Annotated in this window: 21 protein-coding genes; 11 read left to right on the top strand and 10 right to left on the bottom strand. The window is 42.0% G+C overall.

Going from position 1 to position 23,901, the window contains the following annotated elements; all coding sequences use genetic code 11:
• Positions 1 to 114: 114 nt before the first annotated feature.
• Positions 115 to 816 (bottom strand): dTMP kinase, encoded by a 702-nt coding sequence (gene tmk / locus AAEY75_RS04470; protein ID WP_352258677.1) that lies wholly within the window; start codon positions 814 to 816, stop codon positions 115 to 117.
• A 107-nt stretch (positions 817 to 923) separates the two neighbouring features.
• Positions 924 to 2,204, bottom strand: a complete 1,281-nt coding sequence (mltG, locus tag AAEY75_RS04475) for an endolytic transglycosylase MltG (RefSeq protein ID WP_352258679.1) — start codon at positions 2,202 to 2,204, stop codon at positions 924 to 926.
• 170 nt (positions 2,205 to 2,374) lie between these two features.
• On the opposite strand from mltG, the gene AAEY75_RS04480 reads away from it, so the two are divergent.
• Positions 2,375 to 3,139, top strand: a complete 765-nt coding sequence (locus AAEY75_RS04480) for a DpnI domain-containing protein (protein ID WP_352258681.1) — start codon at positions 2,375 to 2,377, stop codon at positions 3,137 to 3,139.
• Here AAEY75_RS04480 and AAEY75_RS04485 read toward each other — a convergent pair.
• On the bottom strand, positions 3,131 to 3,697 hold the full coding sequence (locus AAEY75_RS04485; RefSeq protein WP_110921983.1) for a hypothetical protein: 567 nt from the start codon (positions 3,695 to 3,697) through the stop codon (positions 3,131 to 3,133). The genes AAEY75_RS04480 and AAEY75_RS04485 overlap by 9 nt on opposite strands.
• Positions 3,698 to 3,851: 154 nt before the next feature.
• On the opposite strand from AAEY75_RS04485, the gene AAEY75_RS04490 reads away from it, so the two are divergent.
• On the top strand, positions 3,852 to 4,046 hold the full coding sequence (locus AAEY75_RS04490; protein ID WP_201549575.1) for a DpnD/PcfM family protein: 195 nt from the start codon (positions 3,852 to 3,854) through the stop codon (positions 4,044 to 4,046).
• A gap of 28 nt (positions 4,047 to 4,074) precedes the next feature.
• Here the strand turns inward: AAEY75_RS04490 and AAEY75_RS04495 are convergent, their stop codons facing one another.
• A complete protein-coding gene (locus AAEY75_RS04495; RefSeq protein ID WP_352258684.1) occupies positions 4,075 to 5,058 on the bottom strand; it encodes an aminotransferase class IV in 984 nt (327 codons plus the stop codon).
• A 15-nt stretch (positions 5,059 to 5,073) separates the two neighbouring features.
• Complete coding sequence (locus AAEY75_RS04500) at positions 5,074 to 5,742, bottom strand: hypothetical protein (RefSeq protein WP_352258686.1); 669 nt, start codon at positions 5,740 to 5,742, stop codon at positions 5,074 to 5,076.
• Positions 5,743 to 6,219: 477 nt separating this feature from the next.
• On the opposite strand from AAEY75_RS04500, the gene aroE reads away from it, so the two are divergent.
• Positions 6,220 to 7,080 carry a shikimate dehydrogenase gene (gene aroE, locus AAEY75_RS04505; RefSeq protein ID WP_352258688.1) on the top strand — a complete coding sequence of 287 codons (861 nt, stop codon included), beginning with the start codon at positions 6,220 to 6,222 and terminating at the stop codon, positions 7,078 to 7,080.
• Positions 7,081 to 7,164: 84 nt separating this feature from the next.
• Here aroE and AAEY75_RS04510 read toward each other — a convergent pair whose 3' ends face one another.
• Positions 7,165 to 8,283 (bottom strand): FUSC family protein, encoded by a 1,119-nt coding sequence (locus AAEY75_RS04510; RefSeq protein ID WP_352258690.1) that lies wholly within the window; start codon positions 8,281 to 8,283, stop codon positions 7,165 to 7,167.
• A 410-nt stretch (positions 8,284 to 8,693) separates the two neighbouring features.
• Between AAEY75_RS04510 and AAEY75_RS04515 the strand changes: the two genes are divergently transcribed.
• Positions 8,694 to 10,514, top strand: coding sequence for an acyl-CoA dehydrogenase C-terminal domain-containing protein (locus AAEY75_RS04515; RefSeq protein ID WP_352258692.1), 1,821 nt, complete (start codon positions 8,694 to 8,696; stop codon positions 10,512 to 10,514).
• 124 nt (positions 10,515 to 10,638) lie between these two features.
• Here AAEY75_RS04515 and AAEY75_RS04520 read toward each other — a convergent pair whose 3' ends face one another.
• Together AAEY75_RS04520 and ybaK are read right to left on the bottom strand one after the other, a co-directional pair.
• A complete protein-coding gene (locus AAEY75_RS04520) occupies positions 10,639 to 11,013 on the bottom strand; it encodes a 5-carboxymethyl-2-hydroxymuconate Delta-isomerase (RefSeq protein ID WP_352258694.1) in 375 nt (124 codons plus the stop codon).
• 102 nt (positions 11,014 to 11,115) lie between these two features.
• Positions 11,116 to 11,604 (bottom strand): Cys-tRNA(Pro) deacylase, encoded by a 489-nt coding sequence (gene ybaK, locus AAEY75_RS04525; protein WP_352258696.1) that lies wholly within the window; start codon positions 11,602 to 11,604, stop codon positions 11,116 to 11,118.
• Between the two features lie 247 nt (positions 11,605 to 11,851).
• Here ybaK and plsB point away from each other — a divergent pair, with 247 nt between their 5' ends.
• Entirely contained in the window at positions 11,852 to 14,620 is a 2,769-nt protein-coding gene (plsB, locus tag AAEY75_RS04530) for a glycerol-3-phosphate 1-O-acyltransferase PlsB (protein WP_352258698.1), read from the top strand.
• A gap of 93 nt (positions 14,621 to 14,713) precedes the next feature.
• Here the strand turns inward: plsB and ettA are convergent, their stop codons facing one another.
• Positions 14,714 to 16,375 (bottom strand): energy-dependent translational throttle protein EttA, encoded by a 1,662-nt coding sequence (gene ettA / locus AAEY75_RS04535; RefSeq protein ID WP_352258700.1) that lies wholly within the window; start codon positions 16,373 to 16,375, stop codon positions 14,714 to 14,716.
• A 455-nt stretch (positions 16,376 to 16,830) separates the two neighbouring features.
• Between ettA and AAEY75_RS04540 the strand changes: the two genes are divergently transcribed.
• From AAEY75_RS04540 to AAEY75_RS04555, 4 genes are all read left to right on the top strand, one after another.
• The gene (locus AAEY75_RS04540) at positions 16,831 to 18,063 is read left to right on the top strand and encodes a flavin reductase family protein (protein ID WP_352258702.1); all 1,233 of its coding nucleotides are present in this window, start codon (positions 16,831 to 16,833) and stop codon (positions 18,061 to 18,063) included.
• Positions 18,064 to 18,165: 102 nt separating this feature from the next.
• Entirely contained in the window at positions 18,166 to 19,494 is a 1,329-nt protein-coding gene (locus AAEY75_RS04545; RefSeq protein WP_352258704.1) for a fatty acid desaturase family protein, read from the top strand.
• Between the two features lie 168 nt (positions 19,495 to 19,662).
• Positions 19,663 to 19,956 (top strand): GNAT family N-acetyltransferase, encoded by a 294-nt coding sequence (locus AAEY75_RS04550; RefSeq protein ID WP_352258706.1) that lies wholly within the window; start codon positions 19,663 to 19,665, stop codon positions 19,954 to 19,956.
• 248 nt (positions 19,957 to 20,204) lie between these two features.
• Positions 20,205 to 20,498, top strand: a complete 294-nt coding sequence (locus tag AAEY75_RS04555) for a 4a-hydroxytetrahydrobiopterin dehydratase (RefSeq protein WP_110921998.1) — start codon at positions 20,205 to 20,207, stop codon at positions 20,496 to 20,498.
• 145 nt (positions 20,499 to 20,643) lie between these two features.
• Here the strand turns inward: AAEY75_RS04555 and AAEY75_RS04560 are convergent, their stop codons facing one another.
• Complete coding sequence (locus AAEY75_RS04560) at positions 20,644 to 20,799, bottom strand: DUF1328 domain-containing protein (protein ID WP_082624527.1); 156 nt, start codon at positions 20,797 to 20,799, stop codon at positions 20,644 to 20,646.
• A gap of 578 nt (positions 20,800 to 21,377) precedes the next feature.
• Here AAEY75_RS04560 and AAEY75_RS04565 point away from each other — a divergent pair.
• Positions 21,378 to 22,664, top strand: coding sequence for a saccharopine dehydrogenase family protein (locus AAEY75_RS04565; protein WP_352258709.1), 1,287 nt, complete (start codon positions 21,378 to 21,380; stop codon positions 22,662 to 22,664).
• Between the two features lie 612 nt (positions 22,665 to 23,276).
• Positions 23,277 to 23,831, top strand: coding sequence for a hypothetical protein (locus tag AAEY75_RS04570; protein ID WP_352258711.1), 555 nt, complete (start codon positions 23,277 to 23,279; stop codon positions 23,829 to 23,831).
• The last annotated feature ends 70 nt before the right edge of the window (positions 23,832 to 23,901 follow it).

The raw sequence follows: 23,901 nt of genomic DNA on the forward strand, positions 1-23,901 counted from the left end.
AACACAAAAGCCCCAACGTAATGTTGGGGCTTTTTATGGTGACGATTTTGACAAAAATATCTACTATAATAAATAATAAAAATCTAGCAGATCAGAATTTCACTATGAAAACAGCTATTTAATATCAAACTTATCTTGTACCGTTGACCATATACGCGCACCCACTTCATCGGCATTGCCTGATGCATCAATACGCTGTATGCGCTCAGGATACTGGGTGGCAAGTGCACCGAAACCTGTATGTACCCACGTAAAAAACTCGGTCGCTTGTTGCTCAAAACGATCTGCAGCACTACGCTTATTAGCGCGTGCCATACCTTCTAATACAGGTAAATCTAACCATAATGTTAGCTCAGGTAACTGCAGCACAAACTGCTCGATGAGCGCATCAATCTTGGCTCGTACTGCCTCATCGCCATGCGCACGACCAAAGCCTTGATACGCAATGGTTGAATCAGTAAAACGGTCACATATCACCCATGTGCCACCTTGTAGCGCGGGTAGAATCACTTGCTGCAGATGATCACAGCGCGCGGCAAATAGTAGCAATAGCTCGGTATCATCATTAATATCAGTCGTAGGATCTAATAGCATGTCTCGTAAACGCTCTGCAAATGGACTGCCACCTGGCTCACGGGTGCGCAGATACGGGATACCACTGTCATCTAATCGTAAGCATAACTGTTCAATAGCGGTGGTTTTCCCCACGCCTTCGGTGCCTTCAAAACTGATAAAATGTCCTTGATTAGGCATGGTGTCATGGGTTTCTTTGGGGGATGTTGTTTGAGATAACTGGTCTTGCATAGGTGCTGACATGATATGACCTTGTGTCATTGATGAGCATTATGTAGATAATTACATAACGCTCAGTAAATGATAGGTTTTTAAAAAGAAATGAAGGTGCTGCTTTTATATATACCAAATTACTGTGATGCTGCTTGTGCTTTCTTTTCGCGCATGACTTTTAGATAGTCTTTTACCGCTTGATTGTGTGCAGCCAAACTATTGGTGAATTTGTGCCCACCGGTACCAGTCGCTACAAAATATAATGCTTCGCTGTCTGCAGGATGCAGAGTCGCTTCGATAGAAGCAGCTGATGGTAGTGCGATTGGCGTTGGTGGTAAGCCATCGATTTGATACGTATTATAAGACGTTTTTTCGTTGATGTCTTTGCGACGGATATTGCCATCATAGCGACTGCCCATACCATAGATAATGGTCGGATCGGTTTGCATGCGCATGCCTTGATTCAGACGGTTTCTAAATACCGCCGACACCAACGGACGCTCTTCTGCCACACTGGTTTCTTTTTCGATAATAGACGCCATCACTAACGCCTCATAAGGCGTGCTATAAGGCAAGTTGGGCGCACGACCTTCCCACGCTTTGGTCAATGCTTGCTGCTGACGCTTGTACAAATCCGTCAGTACCTGCTTATCAGTGGTATCCTCACCATAATAATAAGTATCAGGGGCAAACCACCCTTCGAGATTGTGATTGACGATAGGATCACTGTCGTTGATGACCGATGCTGGCAAGATGCCATCTAATTCCAACGCTTTGGCGATACTGGCATTGTCGCTATCAGCAATCAGTACTTCCTTTTTGATACCATCATTATCACGTAGTGTCTGATATAGATCTTTAGAGGTTTTACCCTCGATGATTTGTACTTTTACCATCGCTGCTTTTGCACCTTGTGCTAGCACTTGCAACGCTTCAGCAATCGTGGGATTTTCTGGTAACTGGTAAATGCCCGAATGCAATGGCGCATCGACTTGCGACTTGATATAGAGCTTGGCCACGCTGGCAGAAAACAGCGGAATCTGCTGTTGCCACTGCGGCAATAGACCATAGTAAGTCTGACCCTGCTCAATCGTGACCTTCTTCGCTGGCTGTTCGATACGTCCAAACAATGTCTGATAGACCATCACCAAGAAAAACGCAGCAATCAGTCCAAGTACGAGCAATACCTGATAACCACGCTGCATAAAGAACGATTGATTATCCACTCTATATTGACGCGGTTTACTCTCTCCGCTGATCAGTGAGACATTGGTCGCGGGCTTATCCTCCACCTTATCCACTACCGGCTGCGAGTCTGGTAGTGTGGTATCGACACTCTCCTCAACGCTGCTATCTTTTTTATTAGATGGCTCATTATTAGGACGTTCAGGAGGCGTTTCAGGTGTAGGTGTGCTCATGGCAACTCGCGAGGCAGATGTTTGCTAGAATTTAGCACTGAACCGTGCGATTTTCAATGGTATTTGCTTAGCTTATGAATTATCTTGCTATTGATGCTCATTTATATGGCTTGATACTCAGGCGCTTTTTTCAGTATTCTCAGCTTATCTATCAATAATGAAAATATCTTATGAACCTACATTTTAATCAAAGTCTTGCCAAAAACTATAAATCACCTAGTCAAATAATTCGAGTATTAAGTGAGAACTGGGTCGCAACCAATAGCTACTGCCCTAACTGTAATGCTCAACCATTATCAGAATTTACGAACGGCAAACCTGTGGCTGATTTTTATTGTGCACATTGTAGTGAGCAATATGAGCTAAAAAGTAAAAAATCTAAATTAAGTCATATCATCAATGATGGTGCTTATAAGACGATGATTGAACGCATCAACAGTGAGGATAATCCCAATTTTTTCTTCCTGACGTATTCAAAAGAATATACCGTCAATAACTTTTTAGTTATTCCTAAGCATTTCTTTAAGCCAAATATTATTATCAAACGTAAGCCGTTATCAGCGACTGCTAAACGTGCAGGTTGGGTCGGATGCAACATTGACTTGCGCCAAGTACCAGAATCAGGCAAAGTATTTTTGGTCAAAAATCAGCAAGTCATACCACGCGAAGATGTCAGCCAACAATTTCAAAAAACCTTGTTTTTACGAAAACAGTCTACCGCTTCTCGTGGTTGGACACTCGATATCTGGCAGTGTATCGATAGACTCGATACTCACTTTTCGCTAAAGCAAGTTTATGCTTTTGCTGACGAATTAAAACTTAAACACCCCGAAAACAACCATATTTTAGATAAAATTCGCCAACAATTACAAGTATTACGAGATAAAGGCATTATTGAGTTTGTGAGCCGTGGCCACTATCGAAAGTTATACTAATCGCTTCTCATTGTAGCGCTCAGGTCTCGGCTTTCCTTTTCTATCACGGTATACATCGGCAATTAGCTCATCTCTATCATCCCATAGCGGTAATCTTGCAGTGGCAACAAGGCGCTGATGAAACTTATGCGCTGGGTAATTCCAATCAATCTCGTCATTAATTTTGAAAAAATGCTCTTCACGATAATCAACGTAAGCATGCATTCTATTTTTCACATAATCATTCCACTGCAATAAAAGCCCAACTGCATTGCGAGCAGGCTTGTTAAAAGCTTTTAAGTTGACTGTCAGTGAACACATCACTAGCTCATCATTAGGAATGACAGAAATACGCTGCTCAATAACCTCCTCTCGCGTGTACGCATACTCGAACATACCACCGAAGGCGACAAATCTTTTAAAGTCTAGTAAATACATCACACCAAATGATAATTGGGTATAAGGTGATAAATGCACAATTTCATCAGGCTTACTTTTAGCCAGTTTGCAAATTTCATCAAAAACCATCAAGCGACGAATTTGTAGTGGAATTCTAGTTTCTTCATAGACTGAGCGCATGCGATTTTATCCTTTTTAAAAAATAGGATCATTGATCGATTTGCTTTAAGACACAAGTCCACGTAACAAAAGACGATCACTTCTTTTGAGTACTTTTGCTAATCTAGTTGGCATTGATGACTGAAGTTATTTGTGAGAAATGAAAGTGAATACGATGAAAAAAGATGAGAAAGCAGCACAAAAATTTCAAATAGAGATTGTCGAGACGATGAGTGCTCTTGTAGAAGTGGTTGCAGAAAATAGTGAAACTGCCCTACTAAAAGCGCGAGAAATATATCGAAACGAAGACATCGTTTTATATCCCGATGATTTTATCGATACTAAATTTAATATTTTTGGGAGAGAGTAGATTGTTTTATTTGGCTGATATGTGACAGTTATTCAAACCCCACAACCATACCTGACAGCAACGTCAAACGGCTCATTGGCATGATGCCACGTAATGCATTGCAAAAGAAAACCTGCGTTAATTGCGGTAAATCTTCATCTTGTAGCGGCCTTATCACGATTGGATATTCCGTACTTGATAAAGCATCGATAATCACTTGCCGCATAACGCCAGCGACACCCGATTGGGTCATAGAGGGCGTGTACCATTGACCAGTGATCAGATAATTTGCATTACCTCGATGAGGTGGAAGCGTAGATAGTTTTTCTGATGCTGCGTATGGTGATTCTGACAATTGATAAAACACGTTGCTCATCGTACCTTCAACCCACTGCCCACTCATATCACGTAACAGACCCTCGCCGATGCTCTGTTCCGTATTGGATTTTGATATTTGAGCTTTGATACCTTGTAGTTCACCACTCGCCAGCACGTTATCAAGACGATTGAGGCTTTTGAGTCCCGCAAGCGGCAGTGGTAAGCACGAAAGCTGCGAAGATAAGCAAATAGCAGCACTACTAGGCTGAATAGGAATTGAGCGACCATCAGGTAGACATAGTGGCTCAGCGGTCGCAACAGTCATCGCAGAAGACTTCAGCCAAATGTCACAGGCACTCCCAGACGCGCTTGGCATATAGCCATAACCACGGATATCTTGAGTGCTGCGCGTGACAATCAGCTTGAGCATGCCTTGCTGTAATTGCTTGGCATACGTTTGTAATGTAGCCAGTAGTGAATGGCTGTCTAGCTCAATATGCAATGCCTTACTATGAGAGACAAGGCGCTGATGATGATAATCTAGCCACAATATCTGACCATCGATGACACCCATAGTGGTAAAGAAGCCATCACCATAGGCCAGTCCACGATTGTCTAACGATATGGTGGCCTTTGATGGCTCTATCGTATTGCCTGATGAATCTAGACATATCCAGCCACTTGGTGGTATGACATTGGCTATTGAATGTGGCATCGACACTTGCCCTATTTAGCTATTGTCTGTTTGAGCATCTGCTTTATTGATGACCAACATACAACTATAGAACTCACATTTTGCCAGTTCTACTTTCTGACCACCAATGGTTTTGTTTTTGATGATTTGTACATTGAGCATATCAGCTACGAGATTACCGCCCTCATCACCCATCAACTTGCGTGCGAGCTGATAGGCCTTTTTGGCATGATTTTGACTCAGCTCTTTTTCTTCATCAGAGTCGGTAGGATTCGCAAAATACCAACCAAGCTCAAGATACTTTTCAGAATCAATGATGTCTAAATAAGGCGCTTCCGTATCCATAAAACGATACTTAGCCGCCGGATTACTGGCATAGTCCAAGCTGTTTTCATCAGTGCTCAAAACTTTACCGAAAGTCGACTGGATACCTTCCAAGTCACCGACGTTGATTGAGTTTACGCTTTCGTTGCCCCATGCCGAGACGTCATACTTTACTTGTGTGCCTTGCTGGGCCTTTCCAGCTTCTACCTCAGTATTCGTTGCAGCGCTATCGTCTGCTGAAGTCGTATCAGTGACTGCCTGCTCACTGGCTCCTGCATCGACGCTTTGGTCATTATCTGTATTGCTATTACAGCCACTCAACGACACACCAACTGCCATTATCGTACTGGCCAAAAAGGTCTGTAGGCTATTATTCCACATGGGCAATTTACTCACACTTTCAGATTGATCTCAAAAGAATATTAGCGCGCAAGCAAATATGCCGCTGCTAATGAATAATGTTTTTTATGACTTCACGTTTTCAAAGTCAATTTTTATAATGTAATAACCACTATAGTCAATTCAATTTAAAAGTAGTACAAGGCAAACGAGTGTAGATGTAACTGTGATACTTCAAGCGAGGTCAACGCTGTCATACTTTTATAATGGAATGACTATATAGGGCGTGTCATATAGTTTACCCAACTGCTTGATACTTGACCACCCTTTACGTTACGGATAACACTCCTAGAGAGTACATATTTGTTAAATACCTAACGCATAAAAAAATGCTATCTATTCAAGCATTTATTCACGAAAGCATTGGTTTGTCAAACATCGCGTTATCCCTTATGATAATAGCGCTTCAACGATTTTTTTATTCATGCTTTTTTGCCTTTTATAGCTCGTGGACCATATATGACTCAGCATTTTATCGTTATTGGCAATCCTATTGCCCACAGTAAATCCCCTGAAATCCATGCGCTATTTGCAGGGCAAGCAGCCATCAATATTAGCTACCAGCGCCAGTACTGCCCTGACGATGCTGCCAGTTTTACCGCAGTGGTCGAAGCGTTTTTTCATGGTGGCGGCGTCGGTGCAAACGTGACGGTTCCCTTTAAGCAGATCGCTTATAACTGCTGTGTGGCGCGTGGTGGTCTATCTGAGCATGCCAAAGTCGCAGGCGCAGTCAATACGCTACTGCTGAATACAGCACTATTAGAGAGTGGTACGCCAATCGCTGATGCACTCTATGGTGACAATACTGATGGTCAAGGTCTGGTCAATCATATCACGAGCTTAGGCTGGCCATTACAAGGGGCGCGTGTGGCACTCATTGGTGCAGGCGGTGCGGCGCGAGGCGTGGTATTGCCATTGATTCAATCGGGTATCGGGGCGCTAACCATTGCTAATCGTACACTGAGCAAGGCGACCAATTTAGTAGATGAGCTAAGTACCGCGAGTGAGACTATCGGTAAACACAGTATTGAGACCTGTGCGACCAGTGAATTGACCGGACAATTTGATATCATTATTAATGCCACTTCTATCGGTCTGTCAGGCGATACCTTGCCACTAGATAATGACTTAAACTGCCACTACGCTTACGACATGATGTACGGTCGCACGCTGCCATTTTTACAGCATTTTGCGGCACGTGACGCACAGATATCCGAAGGTTACGGCATGTTGATTGGACAAGCGGCCTTAAGCTTTGAGCGTTGGACGGGTCATACCGTTGATGTGATGCAAGCCACAAATAACTTAAGTGGTCGTTAAGATAAGAGACACAGGATCTACCAATAAAAAAGGCGTATAAATTGAATTTATACGCCTTTTTCTTATCCAGTTATTATCTAGCTCTTATCCAAAACGTGCCAGTAGCCAGTTTTCCATACGCCGTAATGGCACACGTAAATTGGTAGAATGCATCACCACGCCGCCAGCCAGAGCCACCATACAGCCAATGGCGGTATCAACCAGACGTACGTAGGTTACTTGTTGATACGTATGCGGTAAGCCGCTACCATATTCTGCAATAAATATGGTCAGTGGTGTGATAAATATCACGGCTAAACCATAATGACGGTCAACCAAGGATTCAATACATAAAATCATAACCAATACTGCAATAGCGACTCCCCATATCGGGAGGCTCCAAGACAGCATCCAACTGGCCAGCCCTGCACCCACCAATGTCCCAAGCAAACGATGTACCTGCTTAATCCATATTGTACGCAGATGTATCCCTTGAATGATAATAAAACAGCTAACTGCCGCCCAATAAGGATTAGATATATTTAAGGTCATTGCAACGATTAGTGACAAACTCACAAACCCTGCCACAATCACACTTTCACTAATAGTATCAGCCTGATAGGTGTAGATAGGCGCAAGTTTACACTCACGTGTCAGCAATAAAAACAAAGAGTATGGCAATGACATCAGCACTGCAAATGCACTACCAAGCATGATAAGGCCAACGGTATGTGGCAGTTGAGCAAGCGGAATAGGCATAAATAATGCTACTGCACCTGCCATCATAATAAACAGCCCTCCCGGTGGCGGCTGTTGATAATAGCGGCCGAAAATAATGATACCAAATGCCATCAAAGTAAATATAGGCAATCTTAAAATAGGAATCTGCTGCGTTATCACTCCAAGTGCAAAGCATAGCGACATACTGAATCCCCAAGCCATCACAGTGACCAAGCGATATGGCAGCTTACCAACTAGGGGCAAGTTCAAAACAACCATCGCCCCTAACGAGCTGATAATGCCTGCCGATAGCACCTCAAAATAAGCACCCACAAAGACAGGAAAGCTAATAGTTAGCGCAGAAAATAATGGAATATGCCACGGTCGAAAGCTTCTGTTGACTGCTGTTAAATGCGTAAGCTCATTACTGATCAGATTTATAATAAAAGTTTTGAGGGTAGCAACCCGTCGCTTGAGCGACAACATTGGTTTGGATACAACCATGAAACCCTGTCCTTACGAAATAACGTAACGTTATTAACACAATGGCGGTTAATAAGTATGTGATGATATTCTATGAATGACTTTTATAAAAAGCTAAGCTTACCTAGAAGTATAAGGAATCTAAGTTTTCAGCAGATACATGACGATTAATTCATAGCAAAAAACTATTAATTATAAATAATTTTTATTAATTAACAGAATACTCATGAATATTATTTATACAATATGTATTTGTTGCCAAGAAAGATTTATAATAAGAAAAATTATACACCACTGCACGTTATCAAATAGAACATATCGGCTAATAAAAGCATCGAAGAAACCGCCTTAACCAACCCATTTCTAAACACACTTATATTTAACGCATATCTCACCTATAAATCGACATCAACAAATTAAAGAGAGCAACTATGTTAACTTACAAAGCGCCTTTACGTGATATCAAGTTTTTGATAAATGATGTTTTTGACTTTCAAACGCATTATAAAGATTTGGACAATGGCGAAAATGCTGACCCTGAAACAATCGACATGATTTTGCAAGGCATGGCTGACTTTGCCGAAAACGTACTTGCTCCTCTTTATCAACCGGCTGATGCAGAAGGTTGTCATTTTGACAATGGTGTGGTGACTACGCCTAAAGGTTTTAAAGATGCCTATGACCAGTTTGTAGAAGGCGGTTGGCAAGGTATTTCTTACCCTGAAGAATACGGTGGTATGAACTTACCAACCTCGTTAAACCTAATTAAAGCTGAAATGATTGGTACGGCTAACTGGCCATGGGCAATGTACCCTGGTCTATCAACAGGTTGTATCAATACCATATTGCAGTACGGTACTGATGAGCAAAAAGAGACCTACTTGCATAAACTAATCGAAGGTTCTTGGGCGGGCACCATGTGCTTGACTGAGCCGCAATGCGGTACCGATTTGGGTCAGGTTAAATCTAAAGCCATTCCCCAAGAAGACGGCACTTACAAGCTTGGCGGCACCAAAATCTTTATCTCAAGCGGTGAGCATGATTTAACAGAAAACATCGTGCATATTGTACTAGCACGTCTACCAAATGCACCAGAAGGTACTCGCGGTATCTCACTATTTATCGTGCCAAAATTCTTGCCAAATGCAGAAGGCGAGATTGGCGAGCGTAATGGTGTCACTTGTGGTTCTATTGAACACAAAATGGGTATCAACTCATCAGCAACGTGTGTCCTAAACTTTGATGATGCGGTCGGTTACTTGATTGGTGAGCCGAACAAAGGCCTAAAAGCTATGTTCACCTTTATGAACACGGCACGTATCGGTACTGGTATCCAAGGTCTAGCACATACTGAACTGTCATTCCAAAACGCCCTACCTTATGCAATCGATCGTCGTTCTATGCGTGCGCTATCAGGTACTAAAGAACCTGAAAAGGTGGCTGATGCCATCATCAATCATGCCGATGTACGCCGCATGCTATTGACTCAAAAAGCCTTTGCCGAAGGCGGCCGCTCAATGATTTATCATTCAGCACGCTATGCAGACAAAATGGCGCAAGGCATCATTAATGGTGATGACGAAGAGTTTGAGAAATGGGATGACAAACTTGGCTTCTACACGCCAATTCTAAAAGGCTTTTTGACCGAGCTTGGTATTGAAGCGGCCAAACATGGTCAGCAAATTTACGGTGGTCACGGCTATATTAAAGAATGGGGTATGGAGCTGATTGCTCGTGATGCCCGTATTGCCACCATGTATGAAGGCACAACCGGTATTCAGGCGTTAGATTTATTAGGCCGTAAAGTGATTTTGCAGTCAAAAGGTAAAATTATTCGCGACTATACTTCAAGCATCATGAAATGGTGTGGTGAATATGCACTAGACAAAGATATGCGCAAATTTGTTTGGGCACTCACCAAGCTATGTGCTGAGTGGAATACTTTGACCGTACGCTTGATGCTAATGGCACGTAAAGACCGCGAAATCATCTCTGCAGCATCAGACGATTTCTTAATGTACTCAGGCTATGTAATGATGGGTTACCACTGGGCACGTATGGCAGCAGTGGCTTATGACAAACTCAAAAACGGCGGCGTAGAAGCCCCAGAGTTCTATAAAGCCAAAATTCAAACAGCAGAATTCTACTTTGATAAGCTGTTACCACGTACTTCAGGTCATGCTGAAGGTATGGTTGCACCAAGCGAAAGCATGATGGCAATGCCAATCGAAAGCTTTGCTTTCCTAGATTAAAATTAAGACTAAGATTACAAAGTTAATAGATCATTCACAAAAAAGCGCCTAAATATAGGCGCTTTTTTGTGGTTGATGAAAATCAGTGCTCTCAAACTAAAAATAATTAACCGATAGCCAATTTCTAGCTACCTAGCATTTTTTTGTGATATACCGCACTAAGCTCTTCCACTTCCACACATACTTGCAGTGCTGCTCGCCCTGACTGCTCTGCGCTTAGCTGCTCTTCTATCGTTGTCATCAATAGCTCAGCAAGTTGATTTCGAGTCGCAATATCACGACCAGCCATCATCTTTAGATTCGCATAAACCATGCCATTTGCTTGCTCATCATCCTCAACACCTACCAAAAAAGTCTCAAGAGGTACGATGCGGGCTTTGATATCCGTTGGTTTACCAAAATGTCCGGTTTCCCATAGCGCTTTATTCAAAGACTTAAGCAATGATTCTTCGTGAGGAACACTGACATTAGGGGTCACTTGCAGGGTTAAATGTGGCATGAATATATCCTTATAAAATATAAGTGAAGGTAGGACTTAAAGGGTTGGGATCTGTTGAACATTCAAAAGGATAAACTTATTTGATATCAGCGACAATGTTTTTTAATCATCAGTAATGTTACTAAACAGTGCCGTCAAAGTCGCAGCCAATTGCAGAGGTGGCAGCTCAATTTCTAAACCACGGCGACCACCACTCACATACATCGTTGTATGCGCTTCAGCCGAGATATCTATGATTGTCGCTAAGCGTTTCTTTTGTCCTAGTGGGCTGACACCGCCCAGCACATAACCTGTACTACGCTCTACTTGCTTTGGATCTGCCATTTGTACTTTTTTGCAGGGCAGTATTTTATTAGAGGATAAAGCTTTGGCCATTTTTTTAAAGTTTAAAGTCTTGTCTACTGGCAAAATAGCAACAGCGAGCGTACCCACTTCGGTCGCTACTACCAAAGTTTTGAAAACTTGTGCTACGTCTACACCGAGTTTTTCGGCAGCTTCTAAGCCAAAAGAGGCCGCATTACTGTCATGAGTATATTCATGCAATTGGTAGTCAAGGCCACGTTTTTTGGCAAGATTGATTGCTGGAGTCATAATACTTTCATATCATTGAGTGAAGTTATTGAGTAGGAGAAATAGTATTTATCGTATCTTATACCACAATATTATTATGCTAAAGACCTTATTTTTCAAAAAATTAAGCGTATTTCATATGCAGCTAGCTCACAAGATAGTAAACAGCCTGTACGAATATTAGTAGTATATACAGACACTATATATCGCTTTGATGGCTTTTATGGCATCATAAGCGCAATATATTTAACTACTTTTGATATCCATTATGATACCCAGTTTCTTAAAGAATAAGTTTCTAAAAAAACGGATTTTTAAAGCGCCCGTCACTACTGACAGCGGCTCTAATACTGACGTCAATCCAATCGCCGCCAAGTCCTATTCGGGTGCTCCGATCAATCAGCTATATCGCAAGCTATCGGGTCACATGCTCGACGTTGCCGTCAAACCTAAACTGTTAGGTGAGTTGCCTGATTTTGATGCTGACGATCAGACATTAAGATTTTATGTTCTACAAGACTATTCCCGCTCCAACAGTATTTTGATCGATTTGCAGACGCAAGAGCACAATTTACCGCCAGCATTGGTCGGGGTACACGATGCCGATCACAATATTAAAGAAAATGCGGCTATTATCTTTTTAAATCATCCAGGTGCCAAAGACAGTCAGTTATCACCGCGCTTGTCACGCTTGGTATCGGCTGTACTGCAATATCCAGAGCTAAAAGTGCGTTTGGTCCCTGTCTCTATCCTATGGGGACGTGCGCCAGAAAAAGAAGATTCGCTATTTAAGCTGCTAACTACTGACAACTGGGAAGACCCAAGCATTACCAAGCAGTTATTTAATATCGGGGTCATGGGACGTGATACCTTTGTACAGTTTCATCCACCACAAGATTTGCGCACCCTTATCGATAATAGTCTCAAAGGCGATGTAGAAGGGCCTTCTATTTTTGAGTCGCTAGCCACTGACATACAAGATAGCTCTGTCAAAGAAGCCTCTATAAAGGAAGATACTGACGATGCGCCAAGTTACGCGTTGGTAGCGACTGCCGATAGCAATCGCGAACTGGTGCGTATGTTGCAGCAACAGCTTTCGATTTATTTAGACAAACAACGTGCCAGCATGCTCGGCCCTGATTTGTCAGACAGACGCAATTTGGTAGACAAACTGGTGTACTCGCCCGCTATCAAGCATGCGATAGAAGCAGAAGCTGCAGAAAAAGGTACGACTACCCGTGAGGCACGAAGCCTAGCAAAAGGCTATGCCAACGAGATGGTAAATGATTACTCTTATCCTATCATTCGAGTATTCGACCGCTTCTTAACGTGGTTGTGGACGCAGTTGTATGATGGCGTAGAAGTACACCATTTTGAACGAGTACGAGAGATAGCGACTGACTACGAAATCATCTATGTGCCATGCCATCGTAGCCACGTTGACTACCTATTACTGTCCTATGTTATTTACAAACGTGGTTTAAGTATTCCGTATGTCGCTGCGGGTGATAACCTTGATGTGCCAGTATTAGGCCCTATGCTACGCGGTGCCGTGGCATTCTTTATCCGTCGTAGTTTCCGTGGTAATGCCCTATACACCTCTGTATTACGCGAATACATGCACACATTAATCACGCGCAATACCCCTATCGAATACTTTATCGAAGGTGGTCGCTCACGCTCAGGTCGCCTATTGCCACCTAAGATGGGTATGCTTGCAATGACAGTACACAGTCAATTGCGCAAAACCAATAAGCCTGTCGTGTTCATTCCTACTTACATCGGCTACGAACGTATTATGGAAGGTGGCACGTATGTTGGTGAGCTGAAAGGCAAGCCAAAAGAATCTGAATCTTTGCTTGGTCTGCTCAAGGTAGGTCGCAAAATTGAGCGTATCTTCGGTAACGTACACTTAAGCTTTGGTACGCCACTACATCTCACTGAGTTTATGACAAAGTTTGATGTGTCTGCTGACAGCTTACCTTCCGACCGTACCGATACTCCGCTCGATGAAAAAGCCAGTGCGATGGTCGATAATATTGGCGTTAAAATCATGCAGCATATTAATAAAGCTGCCGTGGTCACACCTGTATCACTGTTATCACTTGTCTTATTGTCAGCACCCAAAGCGGCACTAGATGAAAACAGCTGCCGAGAGCAAATCGAGCTTTATCAAGGTTTGGCTAAGCAACTTGCTTACTCAGATGATACCGTCATCACCGACATGACCCCGCAGCAAATCATTGATTATGGTATTAAGCTCAAGCTGATCGAGCGCACACCGCATATCCTAGGCGATATCATTCAGGTTGTTGGTAAGCAGGCTGCCTTACTCAGTTATTTCCGTAATAACATCTTGCATGTCTTCATTCTATTATCATTTTTGTCAGCGCTAGTTGCACGCAATGGCCGTATCAAACGCAGTCGTCTAGATAGTATTGCAGAGCAGCTGTATCCGTTCTTACAAAGTGAGCTATTCTTATATTATCCAGCACACGGCTTAGCAGATACACTCAATAAAAAGGTCGATAGCCTACTCTCTCATGGGCTAATCGTAGAGTTGGGTGACGGCATACTTAGCGTTCCTGAGTCAAATAGCAAGTCCTATCAGCAGCTACAAGTACTGGCGACTCCAGTTGGACAGAGTCTTGAGCGTTACTTTATGACACTCGCTTTGCTTGCCCAACAAGGCTCAGGCAATTTGACCGAAAATGAAGTCGTTGACTTGTGTCATCTACTTGGTCAGCGCTTATCTGTGCTATATGCAGACGATATTCCTGACTTCTTTGACCGTGCTTTATTCAGCAGTTTCATTGGTGCTTTGACGCGTCTTGATTATCTACAAAAGGATGAAGAGACTGGCGTACTGACATTTGATCACCGTATCAATGACATTGCCCATCATGCTAAGTACGTCCTAACACCTGACATGATGCAAATCCTGCAGCAAGTCGCTACTTTAGATGAAAATGAAATTAACCATGCCATTACTGAGATTAGTAATAAAAAGCAGCGTAAATTTGGGCGTAAACGCTAATTGACTCCTAGCTATACTCAGTAGATTAAGTACAAAAAAAGACCTCTAACAATTAGAGGTCTTTTTTTGATTTCAAAACACTAAGCATTCATACTAGTTCGTGATTTTCTTATACTTCGCACGTTTAGGACTGGCATCATCACCCATGGTCTTTTTGCGATAGGTTTCAAACTCAGAGTAGTTACCGTCGAACCAAACTGGACCTTCTTCTTCGAATGCTAAGATATGGGTAGCGATACGATCAAGGAACCAGCGATCATGCGATACAACCATTACTGTACCTGGGAATACTTGAATCGCATCCTCTAGTGCACGTAAGGTTTCGATATCCAAATCGTTTGATGGTTCATCGAGTAATAGTACGTTCGCACCTTGCTTTAGCGTCTTCGCCAGTTGTAAGCGGTTACGCTCACCACCTGATAGCTGACCGACACGCTTTTGCTGGTCTGAGCCTTTAAAGTTAAAGCGGCCGATATATGCACGACTTGGCGTGGTGTATTCACCAACAGTGATAATATCAAGGCCGTCAGATACTTCTTCCCAAACCGTTTTATCATCATCTAAGTGATCACGTACCTGACCAACATAAGCAACTTTAACACTTTCACCCAAATCAACAGTTCCAGTATCTGGCGTATCGCGTTCAGTAATCATGTTAAATAGCGTGGTTTTACCCGCACCATTTGGACCAATGATACCAACGATAGCACCAGCTGGCACGTTAAAGCTTAGGTTTTCATACAGCAGACGATCGCCAAATGATTTCGAGATGTCATTAATCTCAATAACCTTGTTACCCAAACGTGGACCAGGTGGAATATAAATCTCAGCCGTCTCATTACGCTGTTGGAACTCTGTTGAGTTCAACTCTTCAAAACGCTGTACACGAGATTTAGACTTGGCCTGTTGGCCTTTTTGGTTTTTACGAATCCACTCAAGCTCTTTTTTCAGCGCTTTAGCAAACGATTCTTCTTGCTTGTTCTGCTGCTCTAGACGCGTGTTTTTTTGCTCTAGCCACTCGGTATAGTTACCTTCATACGGATAGCCATGGCCACGGTCAAGCTCTAGAATCCACTGAGCGACATTATCCAAGAAATATCTATCATGGGTAATAGCAACGATGGTACCGCTGTAGTTCTGCAAGAACTGCTCTAACCATGCAACAGACTCGGCGTCCAAATGGTTGGTTGGTTCGTCAAGTAATAGCATATCAGGGCGCGACAATAATAGACGGCATAGTGCCACACGGCGTTTTTCACCGCCAGATAGCTTACTAACATCCGCATCCCATGGTGGCAGACGTAGGGCATCGGCCGCTTTTTCTAGCTGATTGTTTAAGTTGTGCGCATCCCACGATTGGATGATGTCTTCCATCTTACCCTGTTCTTCAGCAAGCTTATCAAAATCAGCATCAGGCTCAGCATATTCGGCATAGATAGCATCTAGACGAGCCAGCGCATCTAATGCTTCACGCATACCGTCTTCAACGTTACCGCGTACATCTTTGCTGTCATCAAGCTGTGGTTCCTGCGGCAAATAACCGACTTTGGTACCAGCTTGTGCACGTGCTTCACCACTGAACTCAGTGTCAACGCCTGCCATGATACGTAGCAAGGTCGATTTACCCGAACCATTGATACCCAATACACCAATCTTGGCACCTGGGAAAAACGATAGGTTAATATTTTTTAGAATTTCACGCTTAGGTGGAACAAGTTTTGACACGTTGTTCATCGTGTAGATATATTGAGCCATTAACACTCCGATAGACTGCATAGAAGAGGCAAGCAAATCATACTTGGCAATGATGCCAAGCGCGCCGCACCTCAAAATCAGGGTTACAAATTATAAGCCATTATCGCATTGTGGCGCATACCCTGCAAGCCAACAGATTGTTTTAGCGGTTGTTTTGCGGCTTTCGGCATTTAGCATGATGCTTTCTACCTAAAAGCAGCAAAGAAATCTATTATCAAAATGCCTTATTTAACATTTTGACTCATTACTGCTTTATAAAGACCACAAAAAATAGCATCAAACCTTTCGAAAACTTAATGAATAGCCTTTAGAATATTAGCTTACCTTAATAAGGTAACGTCATTTAATTTGAGATACACTCAGTATGATACCTCTAAATAAATATGAACAATTAGACCTGACAATAAAACATGTGACATTCATCTCTAAAAAGCATCAAACAAGGTAATGAGTTTATGGCCACTGGCTATCGCCCTGAAATTATACAACGTGCGTTTGTTGACTTTATTGGGTCACGTTTGCATCCGTTTTGGTCATTGACCCGCCCTAAATTACGGTTGATTGCACGGCAGGTTCTCAATGATGACTTGGTTGCGGTTCAGTTCGAAGGTAATCATGCTTTTAAACGGCAAGCAATTGATTCAGACGGCGGTTGGCATGCTGGTCAATATATAAATCTAACGGTCGTTATTGACGCCATTTACCATCAACGCCATTACTCGTTGGTAGGTTTGCCCAACCAATCCTTATATTTGCAATCTGACATTGAGGACAATGACAATAAGCAGTCGAATATCATTACCATTGCCATCAAACCTCAAGGATTAGTATCCAACTATCTAACACAACAAGCACCACTGGGCATCATATTCGATAGTAGTTTGCCCAGTGGCGACTTCACCTTGGCACAGGCAAAGCTTGATACACAAAGTGCTAACCGCTTACCATCTACGCCGTCATCACTATTGTTTATAGCAGGCGGCAGCGGCATTACCCCAATGCTAGGCCTTATCACACAAGCGTTAGCGCAAAACCATACTGTCACGCTGTTGTATTACAGTCGCATGCCACTGGCAAAGATACCTTTTTTAGAGCATTGGCAGCAATTAAAAGACAGTTATCCAAACTTTACTTATCACTTTATCAATACAGAAGACCCTGATAGTTATTTGGCAAGTACGCGACATCTAAGCGCGGAAAGCTTGTTGGCACTTAATTTGCCATTAGTAGATACGCAGATATTTGTTTGTGGATCGCAGGCATTATTAGCCGGACTATATGATGCTGTTCAAGCAATTACATCATTAGATATGGACTCACTGAAAGACAAACGCTCGTTGCACGACAATCTTATATTCGAGCGTTTTGGCAGTCTGTCACATGAGCTTGCTATCAATGGCAATAGTCATAATACAGACAACGAGAAAGATGATATAGCAACGCAAACGGTCTATTTGCGCGGTCGACAGCGACAATTTAATACCAATACCACGTTACTCATCGGTGCCGAGCAAGCAGGTATAACTCTCAGTTATGGGTGTAGGCAAGGTATCTGTCAGCTGTGTCGGTGTAACAAAGCCAGCGGCGTGGTCAAAAATATTGAGACGGGAAAAATAAGTAGCGATGGCTATGAATCGATTCAAACCTGCATCAATATTGCCATGACAGATGTGGTGTTAGATATATAAGATGATTAAAAACCATGAGTCAGATTGTCCAATAAAATCTAGACATCTGATGAAACCAACCCTATGACATTCGATATTAATAGCCTTAGTTAAGGAGTTTCTATGCGTTTATTACCGCCTATATTCACTGCACAGTCTGCCGTATCTGCATTTTCGACAGATACGAATATGCAATCGAAACAAAATCTCTATCCAACATTGACGGGTGCGCAATTACCAAAAGACCAAAGTGACGCGCTAGCCGATGAGTTAAACACGCTCTACCAAAGCGTCATGGATTCACTGGGTAGCGATGATGCGCGTTATATTCAACGGGTACATGCCACTGTAGTCTATAGCGAGATTATCTCTCGTGGTTTACTTGCAGTGGCTGGGCGTATGCCATCAAAATGCAGTCTAGTCGCTACTTGGCTACTCGGCACCTCTCTACTGAGCTTCAGTAAAATTTTGAATAATATGGAGCTTGGGCATAACGTCATGCACGGGCAATATGACTGGATGCAGCATCCGTATCTCAACAGTCAAAAATTTGATTGGGACATCGTTTGTCCTGCCCCACTATGGCAGCATTCGCACAATTATTTGCATCACACGTTTACCAATATTGTTGGCCGTGACCATGATGTCGGCTATCACTTAATTCGCGTGACTGACGAGCAACCTTGGACACCTAGTGACCGCTATAACCTGTTCAGTACCATGGTATTGGCCTTGGGGTTTGAGTGGGCAGTCGCCTTTCATGATATTCAAATTAGTGCTGATGAATATGCTGATTCGCCGCAGCTCACAGAAATCATGCAACCAAAGTCTCGTGGATTATTTGCCAAAATTGCAAGGCAGGTCGGCAAAGACCATATCGCATTCCCTACGATAGCAGGGCTGGCGTTAGGTCGACGTAGTGCGATAACCACCCTGAGCGGTAACATCACTGCCAACATGGCGCGCAATTTGTGGACATGGGCAGTGATATTTTGTGGGCATTTCACAGACCAAGCACATATTTATACTGAGCTTGATACCAATGAAAGTAAAGGTGACTGGTATATACGCCAAATTCTCGGCTCGAGCAACATTCAAGGTAGCAAGTTATTCCATATTTTGACGGGCAATTTATCACATCAGATTGAGCATCATATCTTTCCTGATATGCCAGCCAATCACTACGCGCGCATATCACCGCAAGTACAAGCGATATGCCGCAAATACAACTTACCCTACAATACTGGCCGTTTTGGTCGCCAGCTGCGTCAGGTCATCGGTCGTATACGTCACTTTAGCAAACCGAGCGCCGAGGAATGGCAGGCCTATTTACAGTCGCAAGCTACCAAATCGACTCATGCTGCTAAAGAAGAACAAGACGATGCTCCAATCATCCGTGGGTTAGGAAAGCACCTTCCCCCCGTCATGCGCCAAGCTTTGTTTTATTTGTAGGGCATCGCCAACATAGACATAGTCAGTCGTTCCAACGACTCTTAACATTTGGCCTATCTACTCTTACGGTAAAGAGCTATAGATTAAATGACAGAATACGCATAATAAGAATTAGAGATACAAACGATATCTGATAACAGAGACACTTAATAATAATGGAGAGTAGCTATGAGTAATCAAACTGCTGAACAACCTATGAAAATTAGCCACGACATAGAAGCCAAACGATTTGAGACTGCTATCGACGGTCACATTGGCTATATCAGCTATCAAGAACGTGATGGTAAACTCATCTACGACCACACTATCGTACCGCAAGCTTTAGGCGGACGCGGTGTCGGATCAGCACTGGTCAAGCACGCACTCAATTATGTACGTAAGAATGATAAGAAAGTGGTGCCACAATGTTCATTTGTATCGTCATACATCAATAAACATCCAGAATATAAAGACTTGCTGTAATCCAATACTAGCAAATATATTCTAAGCAAAAATTCAGCCTTACCTTCTTTTTTATTTGTTGTCTGCACTCGTATATTTATCTTTAAATATATGGCAAGATGACAAATACAGGAGCGGTTTATGTCTTATAATAATTTATAGAATAAGGCACTTTTACATTTATTCTGTATCGTTAGTCGCACCGTATTAGATGTTATCTAATATAAGTTTTAATAAACCAAGTCAGCATAACAATAAAGGTTATTAATATGAGTAGTCTATCTGATAAACAAGTAGATTTGCAGTTAGAAGATTTGCCAGGATGGCAGCGTGATGGCAATGCTATCGTGAAAACATATCACTTTAGCGATTTTATTGAAGCCATGAGCTTTATGAATCAAGCAGCATTTTATGCTGAAGCACTTGAGCATCACCCTGAGTGGCGTAATACGTACAATGTGGTAGAGGTACGACTCACCACTGATGATACGGGCGGCATTACCAGTCATGATATTCGTCTGGCTAAACGTATGGAATATATTATCCAACCCAAACGTCTATAGTGATATGTGAATAATTTTTGATATTTGAATACTTTGACATTTAGATAAACAGTCCAAAAAAAATTAGCCATAAAAAAGTCCTCATAATGTATGAGGACTTTTTTGTTTAACGATTTATTTTTGTTCAATATTCTATAATTAATTATTACATCTTGCGGCTTACGAACGCGACGATGAATAAAATGACAGCAACAGCTAAGAAAATATATGCCAAATTAGCAGACAGTCCAGCGACACCGCCAAAACCTAGGAAACTTGCCAACAATGCGATTACAGCAAAAATAATAGCCCAACGAAACATAATCTTCTCCTTAAATAGTTATTGAAAAATCAGAAATAAGACTCATAAGATAAGTATTAATTAAAACTGGAAAATACTGACCAGTACAATCAATAGCTATTATCTATATTTGTCCTGTTATATCTGACATCTCATTTTTTTGTTTTTAGTATTAGTAAAGTTTTTAGTATTAGTAATAACTGCTTACGACCTTAGATTAGCAATATCCATCTTCAAAAAACGTTCACTTTGGTAATAAAATCGGTAAGTTATGTAATCTTTGTAGCAAATCTTAGCTTTCTGGCATTTTTCTCTAGTTTTATAGGACTTGTGTATAGAGAGAGTGAGTTGGTTTTTATTGACTATCATTTTCACCATATAATCTGATATAAACAGTAAGTAGCAAATACATTTTATTTATCATTATTACCTTCAAAGACAGTTTTTTTAAAACACAAATGCCAATCATGATAGCCATAGTCAGATATATATTTCACTCGTATAGATAATTTGGCTTAGTCTTAGTTGTGCTAAGGCATTCATCGAGAAACCATTCATTTTAAAATGACTCATCAAATCACCTATTAAGGATAATAAATATGGATACCAATACGGAAACCTCAAACAACACACTACAAAGCATTAGTAAGAACCGTCCTTACGCGGTTGTTCTATACGGTGCAACCAGCTTCGTTGGAAAAATTACGGCACATTATCTAACAGAGTTTTTGTCCAATGCCAAAGACGCAAATGGTGCTAATGTCACGTGGGCCATAGCAGGTCGTGACGAAGCAAAACTGAATGAGTTACAGTCAGAGCTAGCTAGCAAAGTAGATATCATTATTGCTAACAGTAATGATTCGGCGAGCCTCGATGAGATGACCAAACAAACCCAAGTTATCATCTCTACCGTTGGCCCCTACCTCAAGTATGGTGAACCTCTGATTAAATCTTGCAGTACTAATGGTACAGATTATGTCGACCTCACTGGTGAAGCCATCTTTATCAAAGACATGATGGATAAATATCAAGATGCGGCAAAACAAAGTGGTGCTCGCATCGTCAACTCATGCGGCTTTGACTCTATTCCATCAGACTTGGGTGTCTACTTTACGCAAATAAAAGCAGAAGAAAAGTTTGGTGACGCATGCGATGTGATCCACATGCGTGTAAAAGCGGCAAAAGGTGGTCTGTCGGGCGGTACCATTGCCTCAATGGCGACTATTTTTGAAGAAGTCGGGAAAGATAAATCACGTCGTAAGCAGGTAGCAAACCCTTATTTACTCAATGATGATACAGATGCGCCAAACGTGCGCCAAGATAATGTCAGCAAACCAGAGTACGATAGTGAGCATAAGCGCTGGCTTGCACCTTTTGTGATGGCAAGTATCAATACTCGCATCGTACATCGTAGCAATCAGCTGCTCGGCTATGAGTATGGCCGTGGCTTTAAATATGACGAAGCGATGTGGATGAAAGATGGGGTGCAGGGTCAGCTATCGAGCTATGCCTTGAGTGCAGGTTTGTTTGGATTTGCCACAGCCATGATGATTACACCGAGCCGTGAGTTATTATCCAAACATGTATTGCCCAAATCAGGTTCTGGCCCGTCTAAAGAAGAGCAGAAAAACGGCTATTTTGATATTCGTCTCTTTGGACAGACCACTAAGAAAGACACGATCAATACCAAAGTTACAGGTGATAAAGATCCTGGCTACGGCAGCACCTCGCGCATGCTGGCTCAAGCGGCACTGTGTTTGGCACAGGATGTCAGTAAAGAGACTGTTGGCGGTGGTTTTTGGACACCAGCGTCTGCGATGGGTGATCAGTTACTTACACGCTTAGAAGAGCATGCAGGCTTGAGTTTCGAAGTCGTCGATCATTAATGTCGTTAATCCTATATAAAAGAGATATAGCATGAAGCTTGCTCAAATTAGTAGCTGTAGCAATTTCACCTAGTCTCTTTGTCTTACAACTCTCTTGGAATAACGATAGCTAATAAGAAATTTGATTTTTAGTACTTTTCTAACCGTATCTTGATATCAAGGTACGGTTTCTTAGTATTTGGATTTCATAAGATTTTAAGGAAGAGAAAAATACATCGCAACTACCAATATATGCTCCATTACAACAACAAAAATACAGTCATTGCACGATGTCACATGAAAACATCAAGCTGTGAGACTATTAATTTATGTACTACTGAATTAAAGTGAGCTTAGTTGGTATTCTCCTCTACAGAGTTTATGACTGGTCAATAGTCAGTTAATAATATCATCTTACTCAATCGTGATAGCCAACGTAGCGGTTATCATGATTTTATTTTACCTATATATTATTTGTTAACTATACTAAATATATATATTTAAAATTATAAACAGCTCTATGTTATACGGAACAAGTTGTACGAAATAATATTGAACACTGGTTAGTTTAAGAGTTTTTAACAAGACTATTTTGAACTGGCACATTAAATTTGTAATTCAAGGAATTAATCCATGCAAAAACGTACTTTACCTCTATCACTACTTATTGGTGCAGCGCTTACTCTGCCAAGTTTGGCAATGGCAGCACCCGCAAATATGAAACCAGTAGACATGCAAAAAGCGGCTGCTGATAGCGCTATGCAAGCTAACGTTGAAAGTGCAGAGGGTGAGATCGCTTCTGCTGAATCTAGCCCGTTTCAAATCAGTGAAACTCAAACTATTTCTATTGCGCGAACCAATAGCAATGCAGGCATGGCTACGCAAGTAGAAGACATGCAACAACCAGATATGCAACAGCCAGATATGCAACAGCCAGACATGCAACAGCCAGATATGCAACAGCCAGACATGCAACAGCCAAATATGCAACAGCCAAATATGCAGCAACCAAATATGCAGCAACCAAATATGCAGCAACCAGACATGCAGCAACCAGACATGCAGCAACCAGACATGCAGCAACCAGATATGCAACAACCAGATATGCAACAACCAGATATGCAACAACCAGATATGCAACAACCAGATATGCAGCAACCAGATATGCAACAACCTATCATCAGATAGTTAAGCAATATCGAATTACGTAAAGCCGTAATCTCATGTTGTGCTTCCAAAAATAAAGGGCAGTGGTGAA

Source organism: Psychrobacter sp. TB55-MNA-CIBAN-0194 (genome assembly GCF_040309505.1).
Taxonomy (GTDB): domain Bacteria; phylum Pseudomonadota; class Gammaproteobacteria; order Pseudomonadales; family Moraxellaceae; genus Psychrobacter; species Psychrobacter fozii.

Coding starts and splice junctions, on each gene's coding strand:
- ybaK (WP_352258696.1), bottom strand. CDS start 11,604: ATGACTCCAGCAATCAATCTTGCCAAAAAACGTGGCCTTGACTACCAA.
- plsB (WP_352258698.1), top strand. CDS start 11,852: ATGATACCCAGTTTCTTAAAGAATAAGTTTCTAAAAAAACGGATTTTT.
- AAEY75_RS04495 (WP_352258684.1), bottom strand. CDS start 5,058: ATGCCACATTCAATAGCCAATGTCATACCACCAAGTGGCTGGATATGT.
- AAEY75_RS04550 (WP_352258706.1), top strand. CDS start 19,663: ATGAGTAATCAAACTGCTGAACAACCTATGAAAATTAGCCACGACATA.
- AAEY75_RS04565 (WP_352258709.1), top strand. CDS start 21,378: ATGGATACCAATACGGAAACCTCAAACAACACACTACAAAGCATTAGT.
- AAEY75_RS04485 (WP_110921983.1), bottom strand. CDS start 3,697: ATGCGCTCAGTCTATGAAGAAACTAGAATTCCACTACAAATTCGTCGC.
- AAEY75_RS04560 (WP_082624527.1), bottom strand. CDS start 20,799: ATGTTTCGTTGGGCTATTATTTTTGCTGTAATCGCATTGTTGGCAAGT.
- AAEY75_RS04510 (WP_352258690.1), bottom strand. CDS start 8,283: ATGGTTGTATCCAAACCAATGTTGTCGCTCAAGCGACGGGTTGCTACC.
- AAEY75_RS04520 (WP_352258694.1), bottom strand. CDS start 11,013: ATGCCACATTTAACCCTGCAAGTGACCCCTAATGTCAGTGTTCCTCAC.
- AAEY75_RS04480 (WP_352258681.1), top strand. CDS start 2,375: ATGAACCTACATTTTAATCAAAGTCTTGCCAAAAACTATAAATCACCT.
- AAEY75_RS04540 (WP_352258702.1), top strand. CDS start 16,831: ATGGCCACTGGCTATCGCCCTGAAATTATACAACGTGCGTTTGTTGAC.
- AAEY75_RS04490 (WP_201549575.1), top strand. CDS start 3,852: ATGAAAAAAGATGAGAAAGCAGCACAAAAATTTCAAATAGAGATTGTC.
- AAEY75_RS04545 (WP_352258704.1), top strand. CDS start 18,166: ATGCGTTTATTACCGCCTATATTCACTGCACAGTCTGCCGTATCTGCA.
- ettA (WP_352258700.1), bottom strand. CDS start 16,375: ATGGCTCAATATATCTACACGATGAACAACGTGTCAAAACTTGTTCCA.
- aroE (WP_352258688.1), top strand. CDS start 6,220: ATGACTCAGCATTTTATCGTTATTGGCAATCCTATTGCCCACAGTAAA.
- AAEY75_RS04555 (WP_110921998.1), top strand. CDS start 20,205: ATGAGTAGTCTATCTGATAAACAAGTAGATTTGCAGTTAGAAGATTTG.
- AAEY75_RS04570 (WP_352258711.1), top strand. CDS start 23,277: ATGCAAAAACGTACTTTACCTCTATCACTACTTATTGGTGCAGCGCTT.
- AAEY75_RS04515 (WP_352258692.1), top strand. CDS start 8,694: ATGTTAACTTACAAAGCGCCTTTACGTGATATCAAGTTTTTGATAAAT.
- AAEY75_RS04500 (WP_352258686.1), bottom strand. CDS start 5,742: ATGTGGAATAATAGCCTACAGACCTTTTTGGCCAGTACGATAATGGCA.
- mltG (WP_352258679.1), bottom strand. CDS start 2,204: ATGAGCACACCTACACCTGAAACGCCTCCTGAACGTCCTAATAATGAG.
- tmk (WP_352258677.1), bottom strand. CDS start 816: ATGTCAGCACCTATGCAAGACCAGTTATCTCAAACAACATCCCCCAAA.